The sequence below is a fragment of the Halococcus sp. AFM35 genome (genome assembly GCF_051195015.1).
Taxonomy (GTDB): domain Archaea; phylum Halobacteriota; class Halobacteria; order Halobacteriales; family Halococcaceae; genus Halococcus.
In genome coordinates, this window is the sequence record NZ_JBNTJU010000030.1 from 1 (window position 1) to 13,918 (window position 13,918).

General features: G+C 59.0%; 8 protein-coding genes. All 8 read left to right on the top strand.

Annotated features, from left to right (window positions below; genetic code table 11):
• Positions 1–450 precede the first annotated feature (450 nt).
• The 8 genes from ppc (at position 451) to ACQUQO_RS15640 (ending at position 13,663) form a co-directional block, all read left to right on the top strand.
• The gene (gene ppc, locus ACQUQO_RS15605) at positions 451–3,138 is read left to right on the top strand and encodes a phosphoenolpyruvate carboxylase (protein ID WP_435079186.1); all 2,688 of its coding nucleotides are present in this window, start codon (positions 451–453) and stop codon (positions 3,136–3,138) included.
• Between the two features lie 427 nt (positions 3,139–3,565).
• On the top strand, positions 3,566–4,711 hold the full coding sequence (locus ACQUQO_RS15610; RefSeq protein ID WP_435079228.1) for a tyrosine-type recombinase/integrase: 1,146 nt from the start codon (positions 3,566–3,568) through the stop codon (positions 4,709–4,711).
• A gap of 450 nt (positions 4,712–5,161) precedes the next feature.
• Positions 5,162–6,535: a diaminobutyrate--2-oxoglutarate transaminase gene (locus ACQUQO_RS15615; protein WP_435079188.1), complete on the top strand. Its 1,374-nt coding sequence runs from the start codon at positions 5,162–5,164 to the stop codon at positions 6,533–6,535.
• Entirely contained in the window at positions 6,532–8,019 is a 1,488-nt protein-coding gene (locus ACQUQO_RS15620; RefSeq protein ID WP_435079190.1) for a pyridoxal phosphate-dependent decarboxylase family protein, read from the top strand. The genes ACQUQO_RS15615 and ACQUQO_RS15620 overlap by 4 nt, the downstream gene beginning before the upstream one ends.
• On the top strand, positions 8,016–9,821 hold the full coding sequence (locus tag ACQUQO_RS15625) for an IucA/IucC family protein (protein WP_435079192.1): 1,806 nt from the start codon (positions 8,016–8,018) through the stop codon (positions 9,819–9,821). The genes ACQUQO_RS15620 and ACQUQO_RS15625 overlap by 4 nt, the downstream gene beginning before the upstream one ends.
• The gene (locus ACQUQO_RS15630; RefSeq protein WP_435079194.1) at positions 9,818–10,456 is read left to right on the top strand and encodes a GNAT family N-acetyltransferase; all 639 of its coding nucleotides are present in this window, start codon (positions 9,818–9,820) and stop codon (positions 10,454–10,456) included. The genes ACQUQO_RS15625 and ACQUQO_RS15630 overlap by 4 nt, the downstream gene beginning before the upstream one ends.
• Positions 10,449–11,819, top strand: a complete 1,371-nt coding sequence (locus ACQUQO_RS15635) for a lysine N(6)-hydroxylase/L-ornithine N(5)-oxygenase family protein (RefSeq protein WP_435079196.1) — start codon at positions 10,449–10,451, stop codon at positions 11,817–11,819. The genes ACQUQO_RS15630 and ACQUQO_RS15635 overlap by 8 nt, the downstream gene beginning before the upstream one ends.
• Before the next feature lie 2 nt (positions 11,820–11,821).
• Complete coding sequence (locus ACQUQO_RS15640) at positions 11,822–13,663, top strand: IucA/IucC family protein (RefSeq protein WP_435079198.1); 1,842 nt, start codon at positions 11,822–11,824, stop codon at positions 13,661–13,663.
• The last annotated feature ends 255 nt before the right edge of the window (positions 13,664–13,918 follow it).

Below are 13,918 nucleotides of genomic sequence, written 5' to 3' on the forward strand. Positions count from 1 at the left end.
CGTCCGCCTTCTTGATTTCCAGTCTCAGTTCTTCGTCTGAGAGGTGTCGTTCAACGACAGCTCGTCGCGCTCCCATTTAGAGAGATACGCGTCCAAAGGTCAAGAACTTGCGCTAGACCCTACGGGAACACCCCTTTCTCCTGCGCCCTCAGTGATAAACCACGGTGGAGCGTGTCATAGAATTAGTCACACGGCTCAGTAGCAGGCCAAGAAACAGTGTCGTCTGATACGAAGGCGATAGTGTTGTTATTCAGAACCAGCGGTAGCAGGCTTCTCGGATGAAAATCGAATACCGTGCCAATTGTTCTATGACACGCTGCACGGTGGTGAAATCAATCGAGAGGTTCGCGTTCTCGACGCACGGATACAGTGAGGCTCTAGAAAAGAGTATGGGTTGGCAAATATTCGTCTATTCCTTGGATTAACCAACTCATCGATACGACTCCTGCCATGAAGTTGCATAGTCGCACGGTAGCAGAAGACGTTCGAGAACTCGGCACGCTAGTTGGTGGTATTCTCGAAGCGCAGACATCGACTGACGCGTTCGAGACTGTCGAACGCCTCCGGATCACCGCCATCGACTACCGTAACGACAAACTTGACTCACGCGACGCCCTCGATCGAACGCTACGCGGTCTCGATTCAGAGACAGCGATCACGGTTGCGCGCGCGTTCACCACCTATTTCGAGATGGTGAACCTCGCGGAGGAGCGCGAACGTGTCCGCGCGATCCGGACCGCCTCACAGGAGGACTCGCTCGCCGACAGTTTGAGTGCCGCCGTCGAGGGTCTCGCTGACCGCGATCCCGAAATCGTCGAGCAGATTCTTGAAGACGTGCTGATCGAGCCAACCTTTACTGCCCACCCAACGGAGGCCCACCGCAAGACGGTGAAGGCGAAGCTCCGCACCATTGCGGACCACCTCGTCGCACTCGACGAACGCCGACTGACCGACACCGAGCGCGCACGGCTCAAGAACGCCCTCGAAGCCCAGGTCACGAGTCTCTGGGACACCCGTCAGGTCCGCGAGCGCCAGCCCGGGCCACTCGACGAGGCCCGAAACGTCCACTGGTATCTCGAGAACACCCTTTTTGATACGACCGGCGAGATCTACCGTGAAATCGAGGACACGCTCGGGGCCGAGTTCGACGACATCGCTGTGCCCAAACTGTTCGAGTTCCGGTCGTGGGCCGGCAGCGACAGGGACGGGAACCCCTACGTCACCTCCGAAGTCACGAGCGAAACGCTCACCAGACAGCGCCAGAGCATCACCGAGAAGTACCAAGAAGCGCTCACCAATCTCTCAAGCGTGCTCGCCCACAACACCGACCGACTCGACGCGAGCAAGACGTTCGACGAACGCCTCGCCGCGAACCGCAAGCGCTTCCCCATGCTCGCCGAACGGGCCCGCGAGCGGTATCCCGGCGAACCCTACCGCCAGCACCTCCGGCTGATGGGCGAACGCCTCGAACGCATCGGCGACGTCCGCCCCGAGGGATACGACGAGGTAGCCGAGTTCACCGCCGACCTCGACGCGCTGGCCGCGAGCCTCCGGGCGAACGGCGGGGATCGAATCGCCGCGGTCCACGTCGACCCGCTCGAACGTCAGGTCGAGACATTTGGGTTCTGTCTCGCGGGTCTCGACCTTCGAGACCACCAAGAGCAACACACTGCGGCGGTCACCGCAGCACTTGGTCGCGAGGACATCGCATACGACAGTCTCTCGGAAGACAAACGCGTCGAACTCCTCACCGAAGCGATCCTCCAGGATGCGCCGCTAATTGACGTTACCGACCGGGATGGACTGTCTGATTCCGCAGCGCGCGTACTCGAACGGTTCGACCGACTGACCGACTGGCAGCACGAATATGGGGCCGACGCAATCGATACCTATTGCATCTCAATGGCCGAGAAGCCCAGCCACGTACTCGAAGTCCTCTTCCTTGCCGACCAGGCGGGCGCGGTCGGACTTCCCGAGTACTCCGGGCTCGACATCGTGCCGCTGCTCGAAACCGAGACCGCACTCGACGGTGCGCGCGATATCATGAGTACCCTGTTCGAGAACGAGGCGTACAGCCAGGCGCTCGCCGCCCGCGGGGACGTTCAGGAAGTGATGCTCGGGTACTCAGACTCGAACAAGGAGAACGGATTCTTCGCCGCGAACTGGGACCTCTATCGTAACCAGCGCCGGCTCGCCGACATCATGGATGACCACGACGTTACTCTCCGGCTGTTCCACGGCCGCGGCGGCTCGATTTCGCGAGGCGGCGGCCCGATGAACGAGGCATTGCTTGCTCTCCCGAATGAAACCGTCAACGGTCAGGTCAAGTTCACCGAGCAGGGCGAATCGATCGCCGAGAAGTACGCCAACCCACGGCTCGCCGAGCGCAATCTCGAACAGATGTTGAACGCTCAGATCCGCGCACGAGCGCAGGCACTTGACCAGCCAGCTGATGACGTGCCCGAGGAATGGCTTGCCGCGGCTGCAACTATCGCCGATGCCGCGCGAACGACCTACCAGGATCTGCTCGACACCGAGGGGTTCGTGTCGTACTTCGAGCAGGCCACACCGATCACGGTGATCGAGGAACTTAACATGGGCTCGCGGCCAGCCTCACGATCAGGAGAACGCACTGTTGAGGACCTCCGGGCGATTCCATGGGTGTTCTCGTGGACCCAGTCACGGTGTATCCTCCCCGGCTGGTACGGTCTCGGGACCGGTATTGAAGCGTTCTTGGAGGAAGGTGGTTCGATCGACACACTCCAAGCGATGTATAACGAGTGGGCGTTTTTCCAGACAACGATTGATAACGCTGCACTCGCGCTCGCACGTACCGATATGGAGATCGCCAGCGAGTATGCTGCAGTCGCTGACGACCACCTCAGCGAGCGGTTCTTCCCGGTGTTCGAGGCAGAGTACGAACGAACTGCCGATCTCGTCACGACCGCGGGCGACCGCGACAACCTCGTGACCCGCAAGTGGCTCCGTGAGAGTCTCCGCCGCCGGAATCCCTACGTCGATCCGTTAAACGTGCTACAGACCAATCTCCTCGACCGCGAGCAGCGGACCAAGGCCGAAAAGCGGGCGCTGCGACTTACGGTTAAGGGAATCGCTGCGGGGATGAAAAATACTGGATAGAGTGCGATCAGCACTACTAAATCGAACGCTAAAACGGGCAGAGTCTTCTCACGTAGGTCTTTGGTCGAACTGTGCACGCGAGCAGGTCAACCTGGTCAGTATGCGCTCTCCCACCCTCTCGACATCGCTGATGGAGATTCGAGATCTGTGGAATGGTGTGAGTCACCTCACGAAGGCGAAGCTGTTAAAAATTTTGTATAGCGCTATATAGTTTATAGGTGTATTTCAGGCGCTACCGTACTCAAGATGGTCGGAATCGGCGGAATTGGCGGATTTGGTGTTTACTCGTGCTTAATCGAATAAGGACATGTAGATTTATCCACTACCCCGCCCTCCCCCACAGCACACCAAATGCAACAACCCAGAACCAGGGTTACTCGCCCCGAGAACAGTGCTCGAGCCAGCGAACGCTCCGGAGGCGCGTAGCGTGGTGTCGATTGATACAGTCATCGAGGACTTTCTAACGGACAAAGGCAAAGGACAGGCTGGCGAGAGTGGCAACTACCGAGAGGACGCGAGTCGAGAACTCGACCGCTTCGTTGACTTCCTCGCCAAGCATGAGGACAGTCCGACGACGTTCGATGAGTTGGGTTCGAGCCACCTGCGCGAGTACGCGCGTCACCTCACCCGTCAGGGCTGGACCGCAGGTACGGTACGTACCTACTACGCGTACGTCTCGGCGTTCTGTGGGTGGGCCGTCCGCGAAGGCCACCTCGCTGAGAACGTCGCACAGCGACGTAACGCTACCGAGCCCATCCCCGACAGTGGCGGCCACAAGAGCGGCGAACAGCAGGCCTGGTCGGCTGAGGACCGCCACCAGCTCACCAGCTTCGTCGACGAGCAGGCCAGTACTGCGATCGACGACGTTGGTGAAGATCGAGAAACAGCGACCAAAGCCTGCCGTGACCGCGCGCTCGTCTACCTCCTTTCGTACTCCGGTGTTCGAGGTGCGGAGATACTGCGAGACCGGAGCGACGAACGACGTCAGGGACTTCGGTGGGAAGACGTCCATCTCGAAGACCGCTATGCGACTGTATTCGCGAAAAAGCAGCGGCTCGACGACCGAGGTCTTCCCAATCCAGTGATTCACCCGCTACAGATGTACCAGAAGGTTCTCGATGCACCAAGCGAAAGCTGGCCAGTCTTTCCCTCGTTTCATCGCCCAACGCTCTCTCAACGAGTGACCGACACATTGGATCGACGTGGCTACACTACGACGGAAATCGAAGAGATGCGCACCGACCGTTCGTTAATCGAAGTCTGTGTTGAGTACGACATCGAGCCGCCGTCGATAACGACCGACGCTGGCCGGCACGTTCTCAAGTGTCTCTGCGAGGAGGCGGGTATCGAACTCGATGACGACGAAGAGTATCTCATGCCGCATGGTGCCCGGCGCGGTGCTGGCGAGGTTCTCGTCCGTACATCAGGGCACGCAGCCGCTGCCCGAGCGCTCGACAATTCCGAAGAAGTCGTTCGCGAGCACTACTCACATATCGAAGCCGGCGAACTCGCCGACCAGATGACCAACGCCTTCGAAGAAGCTGATCAGCAAGATGATTCCAACAGCGAATGAGGTCGTCGCGGTCCACTCTCGCGAGTATCCGATAAATCACGAGTATTATCCACTACCGCGCTATCGGCGAAGCACGAAACGAGCCTCCACAGAACAACCCTTCTCCTGACGGAAGCCCGGGAAACACGTCTCGACAGCACACTCAACAACTACCTGCTCGCCAAATCGAAAGCTAATGAGACTGGTAATACTGTCAGAACGCCGAACGCATCCTCAGCAAGTTTGTCGACTGGGCGAAAACAAAGATCGATACCCACTCTCCGGATTTAGTGTCACTACCCCATCGCTATCCAGAGCTGGTGATATGTGAGTCTTCTTTGATTTAGGCACGCCTAAAATCCGCCGGATTTATGCCGTTTTAGGAGAGCCTAAAATACTGTATGGCGCAGACGAGAACCGACAACAATCGCACCGGGTGCCTGAACCAGCGCGCGATGGAGGTGCCATAGAGTGAGCTATCTCGATAGCGGGAACAGCACTATCCTCGCTAAACAGGCCGAACGGGAGTCGAGCGCGCGGACGTATCCGCGACACCTTCCGCTGGCCATACGGGAAGCTCACGGTGTCACGATAACGGACATGGATGGCGACGAATACTACGACTGCCTTGCAGGAGCAGGGACACTTGCGCTCGGACACAACCACCCACAGGTAGTCGAGGCGATGGAACGGGTTTTCAGTGCCGACCGTCCCATTCACACCCTTGATATCTCGACTCCAACGAAAGAACGGTTCGTCGACACACTATTCGAAAGTCTTCCCGAGGACTTCGCTGCCTCAGCGAAAGTGCAGTTCTGTAGCCCCGCAGGGACAGATGCTGTCGAAGCAGCACTGAAGCTCGTGAAGACGGCGACCGGCAATCGAGGCTTGTTGGGATTTCAGGGTGCCTACCACGGGATGACCAACGGTGCTCTCTCGCTGATGGGCGACACTGATGCCAAAGAGCCTGTTACGGGACTGATGTCCGAGGTCCACCACCTTCCCTTCCCTTACGACTATCGCTGTCCCTTAGGTGTAGGTGGTGAGGAGGGCCACCACCTCACGAGCACCTACATCGAGAACCTCCTCAGCGACCCTGACGGCGGCATCACCGACCCCGCCGGGATGATTCTCGAACCCGTTCAGGGCGAGGGAGGGGCGGTCCCGGCACCGGCCGAGTGGCTCCGGGAGATGCGACGCATCACGCGCGAGCGCGACATCCCCCTAATTGTGGACGAAATTCAGACTGGTCTCGGTCGTACCGGGGAGACCTATGCCTTCGAGCATGCAGATATCACGCCCGACGTACTCACTCTCTCGAAGGCCATCGGTGGTGGGCTTCCGCTCGCGGTCGTCGTCTATGACGAGTCACTTGATGTCTGGGAACCAGGTGCTCACGCAGGCACCTTTCGTGGCAATCAACTCGCAATGGCGGCTGGCGAGGCGACTATCGAGCACGTACTTGCAAACGACCTCGACGACCACGCCACCGAAGTAGGCACTCGTCTCCGTGACCAACTCACCGACACAGCCGAGTGTTTCGATGCGATTGGAGACGTTCGCGGGCGTGGCCTGATGCTCGGCGTCGAGTTCGTTGACCCGAATACCAACTGGCAGGGCGCAGGACCCCACGCCCCGGATGACGATTTCGCGGAGGCCGTCCAAGCCGAGTGTTTCGACCGCGGGGTTATCGTTGAACTCGGTGGGCGCGACAGCGCAACTGTACGGTTCCTTCCACCTTTGATCGTCTCGAAAAAGCAAATAAATGATATCGCCACGATCTTTGCCGAAGCTGTCGCTGTCGTTGCAAACACCAGCAAAGATCCGGCAGAGGTGACAGCATGAGCGGGGACGAGTTGTTCCTCGGCTCGGAGGTGGGCAACACCGCCTACCAAGAAGCGATGCAGCGGGCAGTCGAAGCCGTCCTCGATAGTTTCGCTACCCACGAAAATCCATACTCGGGGCGATCCCCTGCAACAATCGCTGACCAATTCGAGGAACCAATCATCCCAGAGAACGGAATGGGACTCGATACCGCTATCGATGAGGTGGCTGACAACGTGCTCCGTCATTCGGTTATCACGTCGAACTCGCGATGTGCAGCCCACCTCCAGTGTCCACCGATGATTCCCGGCCTCGCGGCCGAGGCGATGCTCACCGCGACAAACCAGTCACTCGATTCGTTCGATCAGGCACCCGCCGCGACTATCCTCGAACAGCGGGTCATCGATGCACTTTCTGAATTGTTTGAGTTCCCCGACAGTGCTGATGGCGTCTTCACCAGCGGAGGGACTCAGTCAAATTTTCAGGCCCTTTTGCTCGCCCGAGACCGATACTGCCATCGGGAGTTCAGTCGGGACGTTCAGGCTACTGGACTTCCGTCGGCGGCCGACTCGTTTCGCATCCTCTGTTCGGAAAACACTCATTTCACAGGGAAACAGGCCGCACACCATCTCGGTCTCGGCGAGGACGCTCTCGTCACCATCTCGACGGACCACGAGGGTCGGATGAACCTAGACGCGCTCGATGCGACGCTCGCTGATCTCGAAGCACGAGAGGGTGAGCCGTTCGCACTCCTCGGGACGGCGGGCACGACCGACTTTGGGAGTATCGACCCTCTCAATGGGCTCGCGGATCGGGCTTCCGACCACGACCTGTGGTTCCATGTGGACGCGTCGTACGGTGGTGCGCTTGCGCTAACTGACGACCACGATGCTTTGCTCGATGGAATCGAGCAAGCGGATTCCATCGCCGTTGATTTCCACAAATTGTTCTATCAGCCCATCAGTTGCGGGGCGTTCCTGCTCCACGACGGCGACGACTTCGAGTGGATGGCACGTAACGTCAACTATCTTAATCCGGAAGAACATGACGAGACCGGCGTCCCGAATCTCGTTTCGAAGTCGGTCCAGACGACGCGCCGATTCGACGCGCTGAAGCCATACGTCGCGTTCCGGGCGCTCGGTCGCGAAGGGATGGCGACTCTCGTTAACGAAACCCTTGAGCTCGCCGACGGTGCGGCGTCACTACTCGACTCCGCCAACGATTTCGAACTGTTGGGCGAACCGACGTTGAACACCGTCGTCTTCCGGTATCGACCGCATGAGGGAATGAGCGATGGAACAGTGAGCCGGCTGAACGCCACGGTTCGCCGCCGACTTCTCCACGATGGGCGGGCTGTCGTCGCTCGGACCAAAATCGAGGGAGTGACCAGTCTGAAGTTCACGCTGTTGAACCCGACCGCAACGCTCGACGATGTCGCCGCGATGCTGGAAACCATCCGCGAGTGCGGCACGGGAGTTGTTTCGGAACGGGGGGTACTGGTGTGAGTCTCGGTGTCGAAGACGAGGAGAACGACGTCGACCCTGTAGAGCGGGCCGACATCGCCACCGTCCACGCGTTCCTCAACTGCTATCTCCGTGAAACTGGAACCTACGAGATCCACGACGACAGCGTGGCCGGCGTCAAACCCGGGTCCGACGGGATACTCCGCTCCCGCTTGCCCGCACAGGGTATCGACCTGTTAGCGCCGCTCGAACACCGCTCCCCAACGGAGCGTCATCTATTCAAGACGCCCATCCACTATCGCCTTCCCGATGGGACGACCCACCCGGCGGACGCAGCCACGCTCGCTTCGGTCGTGGTGAAGGACCTCTCGCTCGCACGGGACGGTGACGCCGTTCCAGACGAACTACTGGAGCGCATCCTACGAAGCAAACGGACCACCGAATCGTTCATCGCCGCCCGCGCAGGTGATGAAGAACGACTCTACGACGAGCAACTCTCGTTTCGTGACGCCGAGCAGGCGCTCGTCTTCGGCCACCACCGCCATCCGACGCCGAAGAGCCGTCGAGGAATCGCTGTGAGAAACCAGACAACATACGCGCCGGAGCTTCGCGGCTCGTTCCCACTCCACTACTTCCGTGCCGACCCGAGTCTCGTATCGGCCAACTCAGCACTCGACCGGAGCGCGACGCAATGGGTGAAAGAGGCTCTGCGTGACGACCCTGTTGTGTCCGCGTCGTTCGTCGCCGAACACGTCGAGAGCGACGACGTGCTCCTACCCGTCCACCCATGGCAGGCCGAGTACCTACTCGAAACCACGCGCGTTCGTGACCTACTTGGCAACAGTCTCGAACACCTCGGAAGCGTCGGGCGCAAGTTCTACCCGACAACTTCCGTCCGCACACTCTACAGCCCGGACGCGCCGTTCATGGTGAAATCCTCGCTGAACGTGATGATAACCAACTCCGTTCGGACGAACAAACGCCCCGAGCTGGAGCGAGGCGTCGCCGTCGCGGAGATCCTCGATACCGGCTTCGGCGACGAGCTTGTCGAAGCGTTCCCGAACTTCGAAGTCATCCGCGACCCGGCATATCTCGCGCTCGATGCGGGCGACGGGCAGGAGTCGGGGCTTGAAACGGTGCTACGGGCCAACCCCTTCCGAGGCAACACCGAGGCAACGTCGGTGGTCTCGCTTTGTCAGGATGCCATCGCGGGGAAATCACGACTGGGGCGTCTCGTGGATTCTATCGCTGAACGCGAGGGCCGCGAGTTGGGTGAGGTGAGCGCGGACTGGTTCCGCCAGTACCTCGAACTCTCGGTGCGGCCAGTCCTCTGGCTCTACCTCGTACAGGGTGTTGGCGTCGAGGCCCACCAGCAGAATTCGGTGCTCACCCTCGACACCGAGGGCTACCCGAGCGAGTTCCGTTATCGCGACAATCAGGGGTTTTACTTCCCCAAATCAAAGCACGGCGATGTCGAGGAGTACCTGCCGGGCGTCGGCGAGCGCGCAGGGACGGTCTGTGCCGACGACATCGCCGACGAACGTCTGCGCTACTACGTGATTTTGAACAACGCGCTCGGCATGGTCAACGCGTTCGGCTGTGCGGGGGTCGCAGACGAGATGCGGCTGCTCGGCCTGCTCCGCGAGGAACTCGAACGTGCCCGCGAGCGTTACGACCGGCCCTCGTCGGATTTCCTCGGGCCGCTCCTCGAAGACGAGACGGTCCCCTGTAAGGCAAACCTGCTGACGCGCTTTCGGGGGCTGGATGAGCTAGAGAACGACCTACAGAACCAGTCCGTCTATTCGGACGTGAAGAACCCACTCGTCACCGAACTCAATACATGACCGGACCAGACGCAACCATCGCGACCGAGTACGACTACCAGAACCACGACCGGAGCATCGACAAGACAGTCTCGCTCCGTCAAGCAACCCTACAGCGAGATTTGGGTCGTCTCTACGTGTGGCTCGGGAGCGACCATGTGAAACCGTACTGGCAGCTCGACCTCCCGCTGCCGGCGTTCCGCGACCGCCTCGCAGAGAAACTCGCCGATGGCCACCTCACGCCCTACATCGGGGGTCTCGACCACGTTCCGATGAGCTACTGGGAGTGCTATTGGGCGACCGAGGACGGCGTTGCGAACCACTACGATGCCGACCCGACTGACCAGGGTGTCCACCTGCTTATCGGTCCGGAAGAGTATCTAGGCAACAGCTACGCGCTCGCACTACTGCGGGCCGTCGTCGCCATGCAGTTTCGCCATTCCGAGACCCAGCGGGTAGTCGCGGAGCCTGACGTCCGCAACGAGCGTGCCATCCACGTCTTCAAGCAGTGTGGGTTCGAGCCACGGATGGAGTTTCACTTCGACGAGGCCGAGAAGGACGCTCTATTGCTGGTCTGCGAGCGCGAACAGTTCGAAGCGAACGTGCTCACCGACCCGACAGCCGCACCGACACACGGGGTGAGTGTCGATGACTGATCCAACGGTCCACGACATCATCGGCGTCGGCATCGGTCCGTTTAATCTCGGTCTTGCGGCCATGCTGGACGATGTCAGGGAAGACGTTGACGCCGTATTCCTCGAACGAGATACAGAATTCAACTGGCACGAGGGGATGCTTCTCGAAGGGACGAGCCTCGAAGTGCCGTTCCTCGCTGATCTCGTAACGCTCGCGGACCCGACGAACCCCTACAGCTATCTCAATTATCTGCGCGAGACGGACCGGATCTACGAATTTTATTTCTATGAGACCTTCCAGATACCGCGCCGCGAGTATAATGACTATCTTCGGTGGGTTGCCGAGAGTCTCGACTCGCCGCGCTTCTCGCGCGAGGTCACTGAAATCTGTTGGGACAACGAACGCGATCACTACGTCGTCATCGCCCGAAACCTCGATTCCGGCGAGCGCTTCGAGTATCGCGGCGAGCACCTCGCACTCGGCATTGGCTCGCGCCCGCACATCCCCGACCACCTACAGGACCACCCCGAAAGCGACGTCTTCCACACCGCCCGATACCGCCACACCCGCGAACGCGTCCTTGCGGCCGATTCTGTGACAGTCGTCGGGTCGGGCCAGAGCGCCGCCGAGGTGTTTCAGGACCTCCTCGAACGCCAATCCGACCGCAACTACCGCCTTAACTGGCTGACGCGCTCGGATGGCTTCTTCCCAATGGAATATTCGAAACTCGGTCTCCAGCACTTCACGCCTGAGTACGAACAGTACGTCTATGACCTCCCCCAACGAGTCAAAGACGAGCTCATCCCGAATCAGGATCTGTTGTACAAAGGAATTGACCCAGGAACCAGCGCTGCGATTTATGACCTGCTCTACCGGCGCTCCATCGGTGAGCGTGACCCCGACGTTGGACTCTTCGGAATGACCGCTGTACGGAACATCGAATCCGTGGGCGATGTCTACGCCCTCGATTGTCATCAGTGGCAAGCTGACGAGTCGTTCATCCACGAGAGTGAAGTCGTCATACTCGGCACAGGCTACGAACGCCCAATTCCCGGGTTCCTCGAACCGCTCGAAGACGCAATCAACTGGGACAAACAGGGGCGTTTCGCCGTGTCCGAAGACCATCGCCTTACTATCGACGTGGCTGGAGATGTCTTCCTCCAGAATGCCGAACTCCATACACACGGTGTCGGCGTTCCCGACCTCGGACTCGGCTGTTATCGCAACACGAAGTTCGTCAATCGGCTCGTCGGCCGCGAGGTCTACCCCGAAGACACCGACACAATCTACCAAGACTTCTCGCTCGAACAATTTGTCGAACACACGCCCGGTGCCTCCTGTGCTCACGGGAGCGAATCAACTCCGCTGACACAGAACGAGTAATCATGAATCCAAACGATACCACGCTACAGAACGCACTGGACGCAGATATATGGGAGACAGTCGAACGCCGTCTCCTTACGAAGATGCTCGAGGAATTTACCTACGAGGAGATCATCTCACCACAAAAAGTTGAATCCGGTGGTGACGGTGTCAGCTACCGTTTCAACCTCGGAAACGCCAGCTATCGCTTCGCGGCTGCCGAACGGTTGATGGACAGACTTCATGTTTACAACGACACCATTGAACGCCGCACGAACAAGGCGTGGGAAGACCTCGGTGATCCGCTCCGTCTTTTGCGCGATCTCGGTGAAACCACGAATCTCGACGGACTCACCGAGGGAAATCTCGTTCGAGAGTACAAGCGGACGCTCCTCGCCGATGCCCACATTGAGGCGCGTAAGCAAGAACGCGAAGACTTCGACCCCACGGACCTCGATTATGCCCACCTCGAAGGCGAGATGACAGGTCACCCCTGGATCACCTACAATAAGGGCCGGCTTGGGTGGGGATACGACGATTACAGAGAGTACGCACCCGAGCGGAAGGAGCCTGTAACGCTCTCATGGGCCGCCGTCAGCAAGAAGAACGCGACGTTCGTCGGGATGGAGAATGTCACCCACGACTCGCTCGTCCGGCGTGAACTCGGTGACCACTACGATAAATTCCGTGACCGCCTCGCCGCCCAAGGGCTTGACCCGGACGCGTACTACTTCCTGCCGGTCCACGACTGGCAGTGGGAGAACAGTATCGTCCCGCTGTTTCCTGACCATATCGCTGCTGACGAGATCGTCCCGCTCGGTGAAGGGCCGGACAAGTATCTCCCACAGCAGTCGGTTCGCACTTTGGTCAACATCGATAACGATGAGAAACACCATGTGAAAGTACCCATGCGGATTCTCAACACACTCGTCTGGCGCGGGCTACCGGGTGAACGGACGGAACTCGCACCGATAGTCACCGAGTATATCAAGGGAATCTACGAACGAGACGAGTTTCTCCAGAACCAAGACCTCATTCTTCCAGGGGAGATTGCGGGCATCAACTACGACCACTCCGATTTCGCCGACATCGATAACTCGCCCTACCAGTACCACGAGTTGCTGGGTGCCATCTGGCGCGAGTCTATCTACACCTTCGTTGAGGACGACGAGCAAGCAATCACGCTCTCGGCATTAATGCATGTCGACAGTGACGGTACACCCTACATCTCACGTCTCGTTGAACAGTCGGGCCTCACCCTTGACGAGTGGCTCGAAGAGTTTCTTGGCATCGTTCTCCCACCGCTGCTACACTTCCTCTATCGCTACGGGACGGTCTTCTCTCCGCACGGTCAGAATACGATCCTTGTCGTCGAAGATGATGTCCCGACGCGCCTCGCGATCAAGGACTTCGTTGACGACGTGAACGTGAGCGACCAGCCACTCGATGAACTGGAGGCGCTCCCCGACGAAATGCATGATGTACTCCGAAAAGAGCCCCCTGAAGGACTCTGCCAGTTCATCTTCTCCGGACTGTTCATCTGCGTCTTCCAGTACATCGTAGATCTCCTTGAAGAGCACGAGGACTACCCAGAAGAACAGTTCTGGATGCACGCGCGAAACGTGATTCTTGACTACCAGGCGCGATTTCCCGATCTCGAAGAGCGCTTCGAGCTGTTCGACCTGCTCCAGCCGAAGTTCACGAAACTCAGTCTCAATCGGAACCGTATCTTCGACTATGGATACGATGACGCACCCAGCCGCCCTCATGCGTCCGAACACGGGACGGTCACGAACGCGCTCCACGAAGTCGCGGACGAACGCTCCAACGACGTGACGCATCCCGGTCCTGTCAACGAGGATTAACGGTCGATACGCTGCCACGGCGGATTCGAGAGGTGTATCTCGTCAAAACATAATCGTTCTCAACGGATGTTTTATTCAAGAACTGGTAGTAGAAACTGTGGAGACGCCGCCTGTCGAACGTTGAAGGATGAGAGTACCGCAAGCAGCCTCAGGGCGCGAATTGGTGGTTTTGTGACCGTCGTACTCGTCCTTAGCTCTCTAATCGCGAGTACACATATCCGAAACTCGACCCTTAGAAGAGATCGATCCCGTATC